This window comes from Paraglaciecola sp. T6c (assembly GCF_000014225.1).
Lineage (GTDB): Bacteria > Pseudomonadota > Gammaproteobacteria > Enterobacterales > Alteromonadaceae > Paraglaciecola > Paraglaciecola atlantica_A.
The window spans coordinates 393,690-408,749 of the sequence record NC_008228.1; the positions used below are offsets into that span (position 1 = coordinate 393,690).

At 46.6% G+C, this 15,060-nt stretch carries 16 protein-coding genes; 7 read left to right on the forward strand and 9 right to left on the reverse strand.

The genetic code is table 11. The features are described from left to right. Positions 1 to 2 precede the first annotated feature (2 nt). The gene (locus PATL_RS01715) at positions 3 to 1,241 is read left to right on the forward strand and encodes a glycerate kinase type-2 family protein (protein ID WP_011573265.1); all 1,239 of its coding nucleotides are present in this window, start codon (positions 3 to 5) and stop codon (positions 1,239 to 1,241) included. Positions 1,242 to 1,398: 157 nt separating this feature from the next. Beyond that, entirely contained in the window at positions 1,399 to 2,556 is a 1,158-nt protein-coding gene (locus PATL_RS01720; protein WP_041713163.1) for an ROK family transcriptional regulator, read from the forward strand. A gap of 88 nt (positions 2,557 to 2,644) precedes the next feature. On the opposite strand, the gene PATL_RS01725 is transcribed toward PATL_RS01720, so the two are convergent. The 9 genes from PATL_RS01725 to cyaY form a co-directional block, all read right to left on the reverse strand. After that, positions 2,645 to 3,664, reverse strand: a complete 1,020-nt coding sequence (locus tag PATL_RS01725; RefSeq protein ID WP_011573267.1) for an MBL fold metallo-hydrolase — start codon at positions 3,662 to 3,664, stop codon at positions 2,645 to 2,647. Between the two features lies 1 nt (position 3,665). Next, complete coding sequence (locus tag PATL_RS01730; RefSeq protein WP_011573268.1) at positions 3,666 to 4,847, reverse strand: heme biosynthesis HemY N-terminal domain-containing protein; 1,182 nt, start codon at positions 4,845 to 4,847, stop codon at positions 3,666 to 3,668. Further along, positions 4,844 to 6,220: a uroporphyrinogen-III C-methyltransferase gene (locus tag PATL_RS01735; protein WP_011573269.1), complete on the reverse strand. Its 1,377-nt coding sequence runs from the start codon at positions 6,218 to 6,220 to the stop codon at positions 4,844 to 4,846. Before PATL_RS01735 ends, PATL_RS01730 begins: the two co-directional genes overlap by 4 nt. After that, positions 6,221 to 6,943: a uroporphyrinogen-III synthase gene (locus PATL_RS01740; RefSeq protein ID WP_011573270.1), complete on the reverse strand. Its 723-nt coding sequence runs from the start codon at positions 6,941 to 6,943 to the stop codon at positions 6,221 to 6,223. A gap of 3 nt (positions 6,944 to 6,946) precedes the next feature. Further along, entirely contained in the window at positions 6,947 to 7,876 is a 930-nt protein-coding gene (gene hemC / locus PATL_RS01745) for a hydroxymethylbilane synthase (RefSeq protein ID WP_011573271.1), read from the reverse strand. Positions 7,877 to 8,062: 186 nt separating this feature from the next. Beyond that, complete coding sequence (locus tag PATL_RS01750; RefSeq protein ID WP_011573272.1) at positions 8,063 to 8,542, reverse strand: GNAT family N-acetyltransferase; 480 nt, start codon at positions 8,540 to 8,542, stop codon at positions 8,063 to 8,065. Between the two features lie 27 nt (positions 8,543 to 8,569). Beyond that, the gene (locus PATL_RS01755) at positions 8,570 to 9,049 is read right to left on the reverse strand and encodes a YHS domain-containing (seleno)protein (protein WP_011573273.1); all 480 of its coding nucleotides are present in this window, start codon (positions 9,047 to 9,049) and stop codon (positions 8,570 to 8,572) included. Positions 9,050 to 9,222: 173 nt separating this feature from the next. Further along, on the reverse strand, positions 9,223 to 9,894 hold the full coding sequence (locus PATL_RS01760; RefSeq protein ID WP_011573274.1) for an alpha/beta hydrolase: 672 nt from the start codon (positions 9,892 to 9,894) through the stop codon (positions 9,223 to 9,225). A gap of 46 nt (positions 9,895 to 9,940) precedes the next feature. Next, the gene (gene cyaY, locus PATL_RS01765) at positions 9,941 to 10,267 is read right to left on the reverse strand and encodes an iron donor protein CyaY (protein WP_011573275.1); all 327 of its coding nucleotides are present in this window, start codon (positions 10,265 to 10,267) and stop codon (positions 9,941 to 9,943) included. Positions 10,268 to 10,386: 119 nt separating this feature from the next. On the opposite strand from cyaY, the gene gmk reads away from it, so the two are divergent. The 5 genes from gmk to trmH all read left to right on the forward strand — a co-directional run bounded on the left by gmk (position 10,387) and on the right by trmH (position 15,035). After that, entirely contained in the window at positions 10,387 to 11,034 is a 648-nt protein-coding gene (gmk, locus tag PATL_RS01770) for a guanylate kinase (RefSeq protein ID WP_011573276.1), read from the forward strand. A gap of 104 nt (positions 11,035 to 11,138) precedes the next feature. Next, positions 11,139 to 11,411: a DNA-directed RNA polymerase subunit omega gene (gene rpoZ / locus PATL_RS01775; RefSeq protein WP_011573277.1), complete on the forward strand. Its 273-nt coding sequence runs from the start codon at positions 11,139 to 11,141 to the stop codon at positions 11,409 to 11,411. Positions 11,412 to 11,551: 140 nt separating this feature from the next. Beyond that, entirely contained in the window at positions 11,552 to 13,681 is a 2,130-nt protein-coding gene (gene spoT / locus PATL_RS01780; protein WP_011573278.1) for a bifunctional GTP diphosphokinase/guanosine-3',5'-bis pyrophosphate 3'-pyrophosphohydrolase, read from the forward strand. Positions 13,682 to 13,702: 21 nt separating this feature from the next. After that, a complete protein-coding gene (locus PATL_RS01785; RefSeq protein WP_006994679.1) occupies positions 13,703 to 14,089 on the forward strand; it encodes a RidA family protein in 387 nt (128 codons plus the stop codon). Between the two features lie 193 nt (positions 14,090 to 14,282). Beyond that, positions 14,283 to 15,035 carry a tRNA (guanosine(18)-2'-O)-methyltransferase TrmH gene (trmH, locus tag PATL_RS01790; RefSeq protein WP_011573279.1) on the forward strand — a complete coding sequence of 251 codons (753 nt, stop codon included), beginning with the start codon at positions 14,283 to 14,285 and terminating at the stop codon, positions 15,033 to 15,035. The last annotated feature ends 25 nt before the right edge of the window (positions 15,036 to 15,060 follow it).

Genomic DNA, 15,060 nt, shown 5'->3' on the forward strand with positions numbered 1-15,060 from the left:
GAATGAAATATCACGCTTTTCTACTCGAGTTATTCAACACCGCTGTTGCGGCCTGTAAGCCCAGTGCTTGCATGGCCGAGCAGTTAAGCAAGCTTGATACAAGCAATGGCATTTGTGTTGTGGGGGCGGGTAAAGCTGCAGCTGAAATGGCCGCCGAAACCTATCGAGTGTTAGGTGACAAGTGCTACGGCGCGGTTGTGACCCGCTACGGATATGAAAGTGCAGGTGACACGGGAAAAATTGAAGTGCTCACGGCAAATCATCCCACACCAGATAATAACAGCTTGGTGGCAGGTAAAGCGTTACTCGATTTAGTGCGCGAGACACCCGCGACAACCCCGATTTTGTTTCTGATTTCTGGTGGCGGCTCGTCATTGATGTGTTTACCTGTGGATGACGTACCGTTCGCGGATAAGCAGCAACTAAATCAGTTTTTACTGCGCAGCGGTGCCAGCATTGATGAAATAAACACAGTGCGTAAACAGCTGTCTTTGGTTAAAGGTGGCAGGCTCGCCCAAGCGGCGAAATCAAAACACGTAACCTTGATGATCTCGGACGTGGTGGGTGACAACGCGGCGGATATCGCTTCTGGCCCAACCATTTCAGACCCTTCAACCAAGGCACAAGCGGCCGCTATCTTGCAAAAATACCATTGGACACCGGTAGGCAGTATTGCCAACTACTTGGCTAAACCTGAAGTGGCGCCAAAACATAGCGCGCCGAGTGAGTATCATATTGTGGCCAACGCTCAGCATGCAATTGATGCCGCCATTGCGGTAGCACAGCAACAAGGTTGGCAAACCAAAGTGCTCGGGTACGAAATTCAAGGGGAAGCTCGTGACGTGGCTAAAGCTCATGCTCAGCAAGCATTAGCATGCAGAGCGAATGGCGAGCGAGTGATGTTATTTTCAGGCGGTGAGCTAACGGTTACCGTTGGCAAAGAGTATGGCGACGGTGGGCCTAATCAAGAGTATTTGATGGCATTAGCACTAGAGCTTGACGGCATTGAGGGGATATCTGCTATGGCCTGCGACACTGACGGTGTGGATGGCAGTAAGGATGTTGCAGGTGCGTACATTGATAGCTCTACCTTAAATCGTGCAGCTGCTGCGGGCGTCAGTGCTGCTGAGTTATTAGCCTCGCATAACAGCCATAAATTTTTCGGGGCCATCGACGATTTGGTTATTACCGGTCCAACGAACACCAACGTTAATGACTTTAGAGCGATTATTATCGAATAGCCTGAGTGTAAATTAGTTAGATGCTGACACTAAGCGCCCTAACTAGGGGGCTTTACTTATCTTAGGCATTGAAATATAACGCTTTAAAAATAACACTGCTTGTTCTTATTTGAGCTTTCAAATAGGCTATAGCAATTTTAAGGTAGATGTATTACTTATGTTCTCAATCGACAACAGTCAATATTTGCGTTCTGGTTTTAAACTCGGAAAAGGCAGTAAGCTTTTCCAAGATATTGAGCGCGATATTATCAAAATTGTCTTTTGGGAACAGCGTGTCACCCAGAGCCAATTGGTGTCTGCCACCAAAATTCCTCAGCAAACCGTATCCCGCTTATTAAAAGGCCTGACCCAATCAAAGGTGCTGCGTCAAACCGAAGAGATGATCCCTAATCCTAAAGGTAAACCGGGTTTTGGCATTGAGCTAAACCCTGACTATGCCTGCACCTTTGGCGTATCGATATTATTAGATGCTGTTGGTGTGGCGGTGATGGACTTTGCCGGCAATGTCATGGCCACAGAGTTCCGCGAAATGGACGACATGAGCATTGCACATGTGCTTGAGGCGACGGAACAACTTATCGCTGAACTAAGTGCGCGCTGTAAACTCGATGAGTCGCGCGTACTAGGAATTGGGGTTGGAATTTCAGGTTTCTTTAGCTCCATGGATGGCAAAATGAACACCCACCATATGCTTGAAGAATGGTCACAAGTGGATATTGTGCAGATTATCTCAAGTCACTTTACATTGCCTACTTGGGTGGTGAATGACGGCACAGGCGCGGCCGCAGGTGAGGGTGTAGCGGGCGTGGGTCGCCAATATAAGAACTTTGTTTACTTATTTGTTTCATCAGCTTTTGGTGGCGGCGTTGTGACCAACACGGAGGTGCTGCGAGGCACCTATGGTAATGCCGGTGAGTTGGGCGATATGTTGCCATCAAAAATTTACGCTCATCCCAATTTAGAATTACTGAAGCGGATCTTGAAGAAAAATGGTGTGAAATTCAGCTCCATTTATAACTTGCATGAAGAGTTTGATCCGAACTGGCCAGGTGTAGAAGAATGGATTTTCAAGGTGCAAGATTCGTTTGATTTAGTCGCCACCTGTTGCTCTGCTTTATTGGATGCAGAAGCGATTATCATCGGCGGGCATATCCCTAAAGAGTTGGCTGAAATGGTCATTCCGCGTATCGACGTGTATGCACAATTTCGCCGAGGTGCGAAGCGCCCGATGCCTAAAATTGTGGTATCGGGCATAGAGAAGCACCCTGTTTCAATTGGTGCAGCAACCATTCCCTTGCGCGAGCTCTGCTTGTAGCCTGAGGTCATATACGAATATCAAAAAAGCGTATTGAATTGTATTCAATACGCTTTTTTGTGGGGCCATCATCACTTACTCATTTAGGCTAAAACTGCAGCTTCTGACCTTGCTGTGGAATAATGATGTTAAGGCCTAAGTTGTTTGCTTCATCCAGTTGTTGTTTGATGTTAGCCCTAGGGTCGACGTTTTTTGCCAAAGTATATTTGATATGGCTGATCACCACATTCAGACCCTTAAGGGGTTTTTCACCACCTATTTTAGCGGCGAAGCTCTCGAGCTCATTCATCAGCAACTCGGGCGTTAAATGGCCAAACAATAAGTTATGGGGGCGGTCATTTTCAAACGAGGTTTCGATAATCATGCCTCGCAGCTTTTTGTGCTTTATCTGTTTAGCGAGATATGTCCAGATGGCGTCTAACTTACCTTGTTTTTCCACTATGTCTGGGCCGGTGTCACCGAAGTAAACGAATATATCGTCCCCGTGCTCAATCACAAACGCGCTGGACTCTACTGGGTGGCTCAAGCTAAAAGCAGTGACATTTAGCGCAGTGTCGGCGATTGCTGCTTTTTTGCCTGGTAGCAAGTCCACTACTTGGTATTTGCTTAGCATAGGAGGAATACCTCGGTCGCTAAAATTAGCCCAAGCTTTGCCGTTAAAGTAGGTTTCACCGATCATGGTGTTCACTGAGGGAATCGCGTAAATGCTTTTTTTGCTGTCCTCTGGAGATGCCACTAGCATGCCATTGATGTGATCGAGATGAGCATGGCTTATTAAGTAACCTTTAACATGATGACGCAAAATGCTACCCGCTTTACCCCACTTATCATCATCCACTATGGCCAATTCGTCGAACGCGCCATGCTCAACGCTTTGATTTATCCCATTGACCAAGGTGCCTGCATCTAATGCCACATAGTTAGGCTCGGTGACAGAGCGCAGCAAAAAGGCGCTCAAGTTTCCGTCTTGTATGCCGCCACTGTCGCCTAGCACGATAAGTTCAAACGCTGGAGAGGTGCGATCTGTTTCGGCTTGCAGGCCTGTACTGATTACAAAAAAAAGCGAAATGGTCAGTAGCCATTTCGCTTTTGTAATAATATGTCGCATCTTATTCCGCTTTAGTCAGTTCATTGGGTTGGGCCAAGCTTTGTTTGTAAAGAGCCAAGGCTTGCTGATTGTCTTGTTGCGATTCTTTTATCTTTGCTAACAGCAATATGTCTTGCTGACGATTACCCAGCTTAATGGCTTTGCTTAAGGCTTTTTCGGCCAAACTAAAATCCTTGGCGTTATAGGCAACTGCACCTAAGGTCGAGAGTAGCTCGACATTCATGTCGTCTGCTTTTAACCATTGTTCTAGCTGTTTCAGCGACGTGGTTGGCTGAGACAGTTTTAACTCTTTATAAAGAGGTAACAACATAGGATGGGGTTTGTTTTTATGATACTCGCCCAGTGCTGCTTCGGCATCGATATGCATACCTTGGTCAATGAGCTGCTTAACGTACGCTGCTTGTAAAGCAGGGTCGCGTCTTGTCGACTTAGGCAGTGAATGCCAATTTTCTTTCAGCTGGTTTGCCCCCTCTTTACTGGCGATTTCGGCAAAGTTACCTTTTGATGCTAACTGCATATAGTGTTCGTAATGTTCGCCTAGGGCTTTTTTCCAAGAGGGTAAGCGGTCTTTTAATTCTTGCCATTTACCCGCTTGAACCAATGCTTGTGCTCGCAGAGTCAGGACTGAACGTTGGCGTTTTTGTTTGTCGTCGAGCTCATCCAAAATGTCGAGGGCTTTGACTGGGTGCTGATTTTGCAAGTGATCGCGTACCAGACATAACCGGGCAGCAAAGGCTGACTTAGGGTAAGACGTGGCTAAGCGCCAGTATTCTTGCGCACCTGCTGGGTTTTGCAGTTGTAGCTCTGCTTCGGCGGCAGCAAGCAAGTTTAAGCCATCGAAATCTTCTTGCTCGATACTGGCAAGTTGCTTGCGAGCTTCAAGGAAGTTTTGCTCGGCCAATGCGATAAGTCCATTGGTGAATGCGCGTTTCTTTTTACGTGAACCCCAGTTGCCTAGCCAGTTTTTTGAGCCTGAGATGATCATGATTAACTTTTTGATTAACCATGAAAAAAGTAGCAAACCTACGATAACCAGGATCGTCATTATCGCCATGGAAAACACGTTCATTTCAACAACGTAGCCAGCGAAATCAATAAATACATAGCCCTTGTCGTCGAATATTAAAGAGCCAACCAACACGGCAATAAGCAAGGCCACGAAGACCATTAAAATTCTTATCATGGTTGGCTAGCTCCGTTAACGAAGACATTGTCGATACGTTGCTGAATGATGTCTTGCAGCGCCGGGGCTGCATTAAACTGACTTGGATAGACGCGCTCAATATCGGTTTCAGCCAATTCTTCAATACGTTGGTCAAATTGCACTACTGCGCTCTCGTCAACAGCGAAGCTTTCGTCTAGCACCCGTTGCGCGTTTTGCAATGACTGTTGATAAAGCTCAACACTCTCTTTCAACACGGCGCTTTGGGCTTGTAGCAAAGAAAGCTTTAGTTGCTCAGTCGCCAGCCATTGTTGCTGTGCTGACATGTAAGGCTGAACTTCGATTTCCTTCTTTTTATAGCTAAAGAAGTCTTTGGTGAATGCTGCCCATGCGCGAGATAAGTTGGCTTTCCAATCATCGACAGAATCGGACACGTCCTCACCGCCTTGGGGCGCGATATCAGGGCGTTCGAAGGTATTAAGTGGTAACTGGTCAACTTGGGACAGCAGCGCACTGATTTGCAATGCGATAGACGATAACGACACAGGATTGACTTGAGCCAAAGTTTGAATGTCATTCGCTAAGCGTTCTCGTACGGGCAATAAGCTTGGGTCGTCTAAGTCTTGTAGGCGACTATCAGCTGACTGCAGCATGGCTATCGCGGTCTTTAGGTCATGCTCTAACCACAACTTACGACCCGCCATGCGGACTAAAAAGTCTGCTTCAGCAAGTAACCAATCAGCAGGGCGACGACCGGCGATACTGCTTAGCATCTGCTTATTGGCCTGAGATTGATTGTTCGCAGCCTCCGCCTCTTCAAGAGCGCTTTGTAGCTCTTTGTTGACACTACGTAGCTGTGATTCAAGACGACTATTTTGCTCTTTCACTTCATCAGTAATAGACAGATTTTGCTGCGCTTGGCGCGTTAGAATGTCTTGTTGCTCACTTTGGGTCGACTGTTGAGTCTGCTTTTGCTGCTCCCACTGTGTCCAGCCCCAATAAGCACCGGCCACAATCAATAATAAAATCAGCAGATTGACGATAGTAACAAACCACAAAACACCGGTTTTGGCCGGCTTCTGATTTTTTTGATTTTTGGTGGGGGAAGTGGCACTAGGTGTACCCGAACTATCGCTTGCACTGGTCGTTTTTTTCACGTTGTTGTCGCTTTTCAAAGGAGCTGTAGGATTCTTTTTCGTGCCATGATCAGCCGACTCCGCTTTTGGCGCAGCAGGTGTTATTACCGCTGTGGACGCTGTGCTCGTTGCTGGACTCGAGGGCGCATTTGAAGGTGCGCTACTGGACTTATCTTTCGGTTGTTCTGGCTTATTTTGAGGCGTGTCGCTCTTTGGCTTGCCGCCTGATGAATTATTTGTATCTGATTGGTTTGCCATTTAATGCTCCAAAAATTCCTTGGCACGGCGAATAAGTGCCTGGTCGCTAGCGTCATCGCTGACAAATATTGTCTTTATACCTTGTTTTACGGCAATTTGTTCAGTTCGTGGGCTTACCACAATCCAAGGTAAAGATTGTAGCCACTTAGCATCGAAATGCTCAAACGCCGTATCTATTATTTCACCACTGGTAGCAATGATGCATCTAATCTGCTCTGCTTGCCACTCTTGTGTGGCTTTAGGCGTGGCAATTTTTATCCTTTGATAAATATCTGCTAGCAAAACAGTAGCGCCGCGCTGGGTAAGTTGTTGGGCTAAATCTTCACGGCCGCCTTGGCCTTTTAAAATCACGACTGTATGCCCAGCGATTTCTTTTAGGGGGGAGAGCGCTAACAAGCCTTCGGTGGTAGGCACGAGAGGCACAGTCACGTCGTAACCTTGTGCCCGTAGACCTTGGGCAGTACTGCTACCAACGGCAAAAATTGTCGCTGAATTTGGTAGTTCAATGCGCTGCTGCGCCAATAGTTGACTGACTACCGTACTGGTTACAATAATACCGTCACCAGAGGATAGAGAGCCAAGTGCGCTCGGCAATGAGCTCAGAGCTTCTTGACTGGCTTGTGTACTAATCAGGCCGACGCCAACCGCAGGTAAACCCGCAGTAATAAAGCGCGCTGCGCTTGGGGCGCATTTTTGCTCTGGGCGGAATATCAGCACAGTCATGGTTTAATCTTTATATAGTGCCTGAAGAATGTCACCCGCGCCTTTTTCAAGCAATTGCTCAGCCACATCAACGCCGATGCTAAGCGCATCATTCACATTGCCACGTTTCTCAGCCTGCAAAAGTACGCTGCCATCGGGTGAGCCGACTAATCCACGTAGATACAGTTCGTCACCGTTTAAGACGGCATAACTGCCGATAGGCACTTGGCACCCGCCATTTAATTTGGCGTTCATGGCGCGTTCGGCTTTAACGCGTGATTCGGTGTCGCTGTGATTTAGCGGCTTGAGTAATTCGATTAGCTCAGCGTCATCGTTACGACATTCAATGCCTACAGCACCTTGGCCAACAGCGGGCAGGGACACAGTAGGTTCGATATAGGTTTTGATGCGATCTTGCATTTCAAGGCGGATCAAGCCAGCAGCGGCCAGAATAATGGCATCGTATTGGCCGTCATCTAATTTGGCTAAACGCGTGTTAACGTTACCGCGCAGGTCACGAATGGTTAAATCTGGGCGGGCGCTGCGAATCTGGCACTGACGGCGCAAACTTGAAGTACCGACTATTGCGCCTTGCGGCAATTCTTCGATGCTGGCATAGGTGTTTGATACAAATGCGTCATAGGGGTTTTCCCGTTCGCATATGCAATGCAAGCCAAAGCCTGCTGGGAAATCAACGGGTACGTCCTTCATTGAATGCACCGCTATATCTGCGCGGCCTTCGCTCATGGCGACTTCGAGCTCTTTAATAAACAGGCCTTTGCCGCCAATTTTGGCTAATGGCGTATCCAAAATCCGGTCGCCCTGTGTCGACATAGGCACCAATTCCACCTTAAGTTGGGGATGAGCTTCAAGTAATTTGGCTTGAACATATTCTGCTTGCCACATGGCTAAAGCACTTTTGCGCGTAGCAATTCGAATAACGCGATCTGACATGAAAAATTCACTGTTAACGGACGAGTTTATACCGCGATATTATCAGAATTTACGCTCACTTTGAGTAGGCAAAGCCCTAGTTTTGCTGAAAAAAGCGCAATACCGCACGCCAAACTACACATAACACATAAAAATAGATGTTGAATGCCATGAAGTACTCACAGATCAAATCAGCCTAAGAGCTCGTTACAACTGTATCTGGTAAACCGGTAGCTCACGGCCTGCGATACTACCTGAAGGCTGCGTGCCTACTCGTCTAGCGCCATTTTTTGCATAGAAGGCGGCGGCATTTGGGTCGCTGTAGATCACGAGCGAAGTGAAATGCTGTGATTTTGCCGCACTTATTGCATGTTGCAGTAACGCTTGCCCTAAACCGCAACCAATTTGAGTTGGGCAAACAAACAACGCCAATAATTCTGCTTCTTCACGGGAAATACGCTGAAGTGCATAGAAGCCTAAGGGTGATGAGTTTTGATTGATAAAAGAGGAAAACGCCCCAACAAAGTGAAAATCGTTGTGGGCGATTTGTTGTGCAGAATAAGTCAGTTCGTGCGCGCACTGCTGCATAAATGCCGGCGAATATCCCCAATAAGCCTTTGACCTCATGGCCAGCGCAGAAATATCTACGCTGTGTTCTTCGCCCAAAGGGATCAGGTTAATTTGCATCACGAACGTATCTTTTCGCTATCAAGATTACTTGCTTGCGGGGTATTGCATAAGGTACTGGGCATCGGCTTGCTCAATATATTGGGCTTTATTCGCCAGCCATTTTTGTTGCACGCTGGCACTGTAGTTTAAGTAAAGCTTACCATTATCAATAACGAAAGCGTCTTCATCTATCCCAACAAAATCACCCGTGGCCATCGCATAGGCGCAGTAACCACCGTATTGCGGGGCGTATTTTTCAGGTTCATTTTTAAATAAATCTAAATGTGCTTGCGAGCTAAAAAACCAGTCGGCTCCGCGCCACTGTGTGGTAAATGCACCGTCGCCTTTTACTGCTTTATTCGAAGTGAAGTAAGCGACCGTATCGTAACCGTAAATTGCTTTATTATTAAAAAAGCCTGTTTCGATGGGGTCTTGTGCAAAGGCAAAATGACTAACACTAAGCATGATGAAGAGGACGGTAATCTTCGCTGTGCGGTGGGCAATGACAAAGGGATTGATGGTCATGATAATTCCTGTGGTAGCTGATGCTACATATTAGATAAAGGGCTTATCTAATAAAACCGAGGGCACAGGAATTTTATTTCATCACATTTCTATCCCAAAGCAGTTCTGCTTTGGGATAGCGCAATAAGAGCGAAATAAGAGCGCAACAAGAACGCAATAAGGAACCAATTGAACTAGCTAAAACGTGCTTGTAACCAAGCAGAGATATGATTAATTTCTTCCAAACACACGCTGTGTTGCATAGGGTAATCTTGCCAAGTGACAGGATAACCGTTTTCTTCTAACACTTTGTACGCAGCGTTACCCATAAACACAGGCACCACATTATCTTGCTGACCATGAGCCATTAAAATAGGCGTGCTTTTATTGGCATCGCTCGCTTCACTGGCAAGGGTTTCGGGTTCACACATGTAGGTTGATAACGCCATGATGCCAGCGAGCTTCTTATTGATGCGCGTGCCCAAGTGCAGCGCAATCACGCCGCCTTGTGAAAAGCCTGCCAATACAATGCGCTCAGCTGGTGTGCCATTGGCAATTTCAGCATCGATTAGTGCTTCCACTTGCTTAGCGGACTCTTCAACACCTACGCGATCTGCTCTGTGGTTAAAATCTAAGCTAGCGATGTCGTACCAAGCACGCATTTCCATGTTGTTGTTTACCGTAATAGGACGCACAGGAGCATGAGGGAATACAAAGCGAATAGGCAAGGCGTCGGGTATTTTTAGTTCGGGCACGATTGGCGCGAAGCCATTACCAGAATCCCCTAGGCCGTGTAACCAAATCACCACGGCACTGTGGGGTTGGCTTGGGTTCACTTCTACATACTCTAAATTGTTATCACTCATAGGGTTACCACTCTTTGGTTCGTTCTAATACGTTTTTAATTAATGCTTATTCGGTCGGTCGCGGAAAAGACACTGGCACTTCGGCTTGCTTGCTAGCTGCATCATTCATGAATTGCCAAAACTCAACGCCGGTGCGCTCGTCAATCCACAAACCATCTTGGTAGTTAAAATGATGGCCGTTAAATTTGGTGGCTACCCACAGCTGGTGCAACGGTGGCTGTTTGTTGATGATGATCTTACTGCCATTAACAAAAATCAGGGTAAGGATACTGCTAGCGGATTCGTAATCGATATCGGCTTCTACATCATCGAGCATCTCTTCTAAGTTAATTAGTAGGTCGTCGATGAGTTGGTGATATTGGCTGTCGTTCATTATTGCGTCACCTTTTGTGAACAGTTTTGATGCATTAGCACCATTACAAAGGGAATATGCTAACATTGCATAGAAATCTCAACACTCACTTTATCTACTTACTTGACTGAAAATCTTCTATGCCACAATCACTCGGAAATTTATTTATACTTGCCGCGCCTTCAGGGGCAGGTAAATCTAGCTTAATCAAAGCGTTACTGCAAAACCATGATGCGACAGAAATTCATAACAATGAAATGCAGGTCTCGGTTTCACACACCACGCGAGCACCGCGCCCGGGTGAAATAGACGGTGTACATTATCATTTTGTCAGCCGAAAGGTATTTCAAGAGCTGATCACTCAAGATGAATTCTTCGAATGGGCAGAAGTATTTGGCAATTATTATGGCACCTCTAAAGTGGTCATTGAGCAAACCTTGCGCAAGGGGATAGATGTGTTTTTGGATATTGATTGGCAAGGCGCGCGCCAAGTCAAAGCACAAATCCCTGACACCGCGACGATTTTCGTTGCTCCGCCTTCACGAGAGGAATTAATGCGCCGTTTGACCGAAAGAGGCCAAGACACCCCTGAGGTGATTCAAGATCGTATGAACAAAGCGGTCTCAGAGATATCGCACTACCATGAGTTTGATTATATTGTGGTCAACGACGACTTTACTGCTGCATTAGCAGAGCTGGACGCGATTGTCTCGAGTCGCCGTTTACGCAAAGAAAAGCAGGTTATGCGTCACCAAAGTTTGTTTGAAAATTTACTGGCAAGCGACTAGCACAAAAATTCAACGCTTAGATCGTGAAAGATCTTTGCTAATGACAGGTTTGCAAGTACACTATGCGACCTTTTTTAAAACATAGCTACACGACGGAGATCAAAATGGCTCGCGTAACAGTTGAAGATGCCGTAGATAAAATTGGCAATCGGTTTGATTTGGTTTTAGTCGCAGCACGCCGCGCAAGACAACTTGCGATTGAAGGTAAAGTTGCACATGTATCAGTAGGTACTGATAAGCCTACAGTTGTAGCATTACGTGAAATCGAAGAAGGTCACGTAACCGCATCTACTCTAGATGCAGAAAACTTGCGTGACCAACATGCACAAGACCAAGCTCAGTTTGAGTCTGTAGCAAATATCCTTCAAGAACAGTAGTCCTAGGGCATAAGTCCGCGGACACTCACCGAAGAAAAGCCTGATCCTAGCGGCAGAACATCAAATTGATGTTTTAGCCGTTGGCTTAGCGCCCATTTCACCGTATCCTTAAACTTTTCACCGTTTGAGACTAACAGCACTTGTATCTTTTTGAGGGTTTAAAACAAAAGCTTGAGGCCTACCTCCCACCGGACAAGGTAGCGGAAACTCAACGTGCGTTTGTGGTAGCCCAAGAAGCCCATGATGGGCAGATGCGTTCCAGTGGCGACCCATACATTACTCACCCCGTAGCCGTGGCTGGCATTTTGGCGGACATGCGTCTTGACCATGAAACGCTAATGGCTGCATTGCTGCACGATGTCATCGAAGACACCCATCACAACAAAGAATCCCTGAGCGAACAGTTTGGTGAGACGGTTGGTGAGTTAGTCGAGGGCGTTAGTAAGCTCGAAAAGATTCATTTTAGTAGTAAGCAAGAAGCACAAATCGAGAACTTTCGTAAGATGCTCATGGCTATGGTGCAAGATATTCGCGTTATCTTGATCAAGCTAGCAGACCGCACACACAACATGCGCACCCTCGGTTCATTACGTCCTGACAAACGTCGTCGTATTGCCCGTGAAACACTCGAAATTTACTCGCCTATTGCCCACCGTTTGGGTATCCACGATATCAAAAATGAGCTTGAAGATTTAGGGTTTCAGGCTATGTATCCCATGCGCCACCGCGCATTGAAAGCAGCGGTTAAACAGGCGAGGGGTAATCGTAAAGAAATTATCGAAAATATTCATAAAGAAGTGGAAACCCGCTTAGCGGCATTCGGCATGAACGCGTTGACCATTGGCCGTGAAAAACACCTGTACTCAATTTATCGCAAGATGAAAAACAAAGAGTTGATGTTCAACGAAGTCATGGATATCTATGCATTTCGCGTAGTGGTTGACAGTGCTGATAATTGCTATCGAGCGCTGGGCGCTATGCATGGCTTGTATAAACCCATTGAAGGGCGCTTTAAAGATTACGTGGCTATACCGCGTACCAATGGTTATCAGTCATTGCATACGTCTTTGATTGGCCCTCACGGTATTCCAGTAGAAATTCAGATTCGCACCGCCGAAATGGACAAAATGGCCGATATCGGAGTGGCTGCGCATTGGATGTACAAAGACGATTCGGAGTCCAGCGATACCACAGCACAAGTGCGCGCCCGTAAATGGATGCAGTCACTTATTGAGTTACAACAAAGTGCTAGCTCTTCGTTTGAATTTATCGAAAACGTAAAAACTGATTTATTCCCAGATGAGATTTACGTGTTTACCCCAGATGGGCGCATCATTGAACTTCCGCTCGGCGCAACCGCGGTTGACTTTGCTTATGCAGTGCACACCGGTGTAGGCAATACCTGCGTTGGGGTGAAAGTCGAAAGACGTACATACTCGTTAAGTAAACCACTTGAAAACGGCCAGACCGTCGAAATCATTACCTCACCAAGAGCGAAGCCCAACGCAAGTTGGCTGAACTTTGTGGTCAGTGCTAGAGCGCGCTCGCATATTCGCCATTACCTAAAACATCAGCGCTCCGAAGAAGCATTCAGCATGGGAAATCGTTTATTACGCCATGCGCTGGGTAAAACCAAATTAGATGAAATTCCGCAAGCGGACATCGACCGAGTGGTAGAGGAAACAAAACACGCTGATTTTAACGCTTTGGTGGCGGATATCGGCCTAGGCAATGAACTCAGCGCCATCGTCGCTAGGCGTTTACTCGGTGAAGCGGCAGAAATTCCAGACAGTGGTCGCAACGTTGCTATTCGAGGCACTGAAGGGCTATTGGTATCTTATTCACGCTGTTGTCACCCCATCCCAGGGGATGAAATTGTGGCTGTGCTTAGCCCAGGTCGCGGCATGATGATTCACCAAGCGGGTTGCAGTAACATTCGTAAACTGAGTAAAGAAGAGCCCCAGCGGGTGCTTGTTATGAAGTGGGATGATGAACCTCAAGGTGAATTTAAAGCTGCGCTACGAATCGAATTAATAAATCATCAAGGGACGCTCGCCAATTTAACCAATAATGTGGCTTCGTGTGGCTCTAATATCGTCGGTTTACAAACCGAAGAAAAAGAAAGCGGTATCTATTACATTGATATAGAACTGACCATCACAGATCGTATTCAGCTCGCTGATGTCATGCGAAAAATTCGCATCATGCCCGAAGTTCAAAGGGTTTCAAGGCACAGCCAATCTAAGCAGAATAAATCACCTAACGTATAAACTTTAAAAGGTAAGCATATTATGTCTAAGTCTGTTATTCATACTGACAAGGCTCCACAAGCTATTGGTACTTACAGCCAAGCGATTAAATCTGGCACTACTGTGTATTTGTCTGGGCAAATCCCTCTTGTGGCGGAAACCATGGAAATGATCTCTGACGATTTCGCCGAGCAAGCTGAACAAGTATTTAAAAATGTTCAAGCCGTTTGCCAAGCAGCAGGTGGTAGCACCAACGATTTGGCTAAAGTGAATATCTTCTTAACGGATTTATCTAACTTCGCTACTGTGAACGAAATCATGAGCAAGCATTTCAAGCAACCTTACCCTGCGCGCGCTGCTATCGGCGTGAAAGAATTGCCTAAAGGTGCTCAAATTGAAATCGATGGTGTGATGGAATTACCTGAGTAATATCAGGTATTACCTACAGCAACATTCACCCTAAAATACAGTTGGCGTTGTAGCGCCGCATTGCGCACGGGGAGTCCAAATGGCCGTGCGCTGATCAAAAGATGCTAGCCTACTCGGCACGCTTCGTCGCGGGCAACAGGGCTATATAACATCAATAAGAAAAAGAATATAAACCATGACTGCTATAGCCCCCATGTCAGTAGAGCGTTATCAGCGCATTCGTAAGTTATTAAGTACCCGCCAGCCATCCTTAACGGTTTGTTTAGAACAAGTTCATAAACCACACAATGTATCTGCTGTTTTGCGCAGCTGTGACGCAGTGGGGATCAACCGTATTCATGGCGTATGGGATCAAAAAACCAAGATACGCAAAGGCACCGCTATGGGGTCAGAGCATTGGGTTAAAACCGAGATGCACACCAGTATTGGCGATGCTGTCAGCGTGTTAAAACAACAAAACATGCAAGTGTTGGTCACTCATTTATCTGATGATTCAGTGGATTTCAGGGACATAGACTACACCCAGCCCACGGCCATTATTCTTGGCCAAGAGAAGCACGGTGCTACCGAAGAAGCGATTGCCGTAGCTGACAAAAACATCGTCATTCCCATGGTCGGTATGGTGCAGTCATTGAACGTTTCGGTGGCTGCTGCTGTGGTGTTATACGAAGCTCAGCGTCAGCGAGAAGTGGCTGGTATGTACAACAGCCTTCAACTGAGCGAAGAAGAGTGTCAGCGTGTTCTATTTGAAGGCGGATTTCCTGTATTATCAAACGTGTGTCGAAACAAAGGCCTCGATTACCCACATATTGATGAAGGCGGTAACATAGTGGCTGATGCAAGCTGGTGGCAGAAAATGCAAACCACCGCAAAAGCGATGCGCCAACTAGAACAAGAAGCCATTAGCGAGATAGAATACGAGAAAAGCCATAGAGGTAATCGTTAAGTACACGCGATTGTTACCCCGACAA

Coding starts and splice junctions, on each gene's coding strand:
- trmH (WP_011573279.1), top strand. CDS start 14,283: ATGTCAGTAGAGCGTTATCAGCGCATTCGTAAGTTATTAAGTACCCGC.
- rpoZ (WP_011573277.1), top strand. CDS start 11,139: ATGGCTCGCGTAACAGTTGAAGATGCCGTAGATAAAATTGGCAATCGG.
- PATL_RS01755 (WP_011573273.1), bottom strand. CDS start 9,049: ATGACCATCAATCCCTTTGTCATTGCCCACCGCACAGCGAAGATTACC.
- PATL_RS01730 (WP_011573268.1), bottom strand. CDS start 4,847: ATGATAAGAATTTTAATGGTCTTCGTGGCCTTGCTTATTGCCGTGTTG.
- PATL_RS01735 (WP_011573269.1), bottom strand. CDS start 6,220: ATGGCAAACCAATCAGATACAAATAATTCATCAGGCGGCAAGCCAAAG.
- PATL_RS01715 (WP_011573265.1), top strand. CDS start 3: ATGAAATATCACGCTTTTCTACTCGAGTTATTCAACACCGCTGTTGCG.
- cyaY (WP_011573275.1), bottom strand. CDS start 10,267: ATGAACGACAGCCAATATCACCAACTCATCGACGACCTACTAATTAAC.
- PATL_RS01785 (WP_006994679.1), top strand. CDS start 13,703: ATGTCTAAGTCTGTTATTCATACTGACAAGGCTCCACAAGCTATTGGT.
- gmk (WP_011573276.1), top strand. CDS start 10,387: ATGCCACAATCACTCGGAAATTTATTTATACTTGCCGCGCCTTCAGGG.
- PATL_RS01720 (WP_041713163.1), top strand. CDS start 1,399: ATGTTCTCAATCGACAACAGTCAATATTTGCGTTCTGGTTTTAAACTC.
- PATL_RS01750 (WP_011573272.1), bottom strand. CDS start 8,542: ATGCAAATTAACCTGATCCCTTTGGGCGAAGAACACAGCGTAGATATT.
- hemC (WP_011573271.1), bottom strand. CDS start 7,876: ATGTCAGATCGCGTTATTCGAATTGCTACGCGCAAAAGTGCTTTAGCC.
- PATL_RS01725 (WP_011573267.1), bottom strand. CDS start 3,664: ATGCGACATATTATTACAAAAGCGAAATGGCTACTGACCATTTCGCTT.
- PATL_RS01740 (WP_011573270.1), bottom strand. CDS start 6,943: ATGACTGTGCTGATATTCCGCCCAGAGCAAAAATGCGCCCCAAGCGCA.
- PATL_RS01760 (WP_011573274.1), bottom strand. CDS start 9,894: ATGAGTGATAACAATTTAGAGTATGTAGAAGTGAACCCAAGCCAACCC.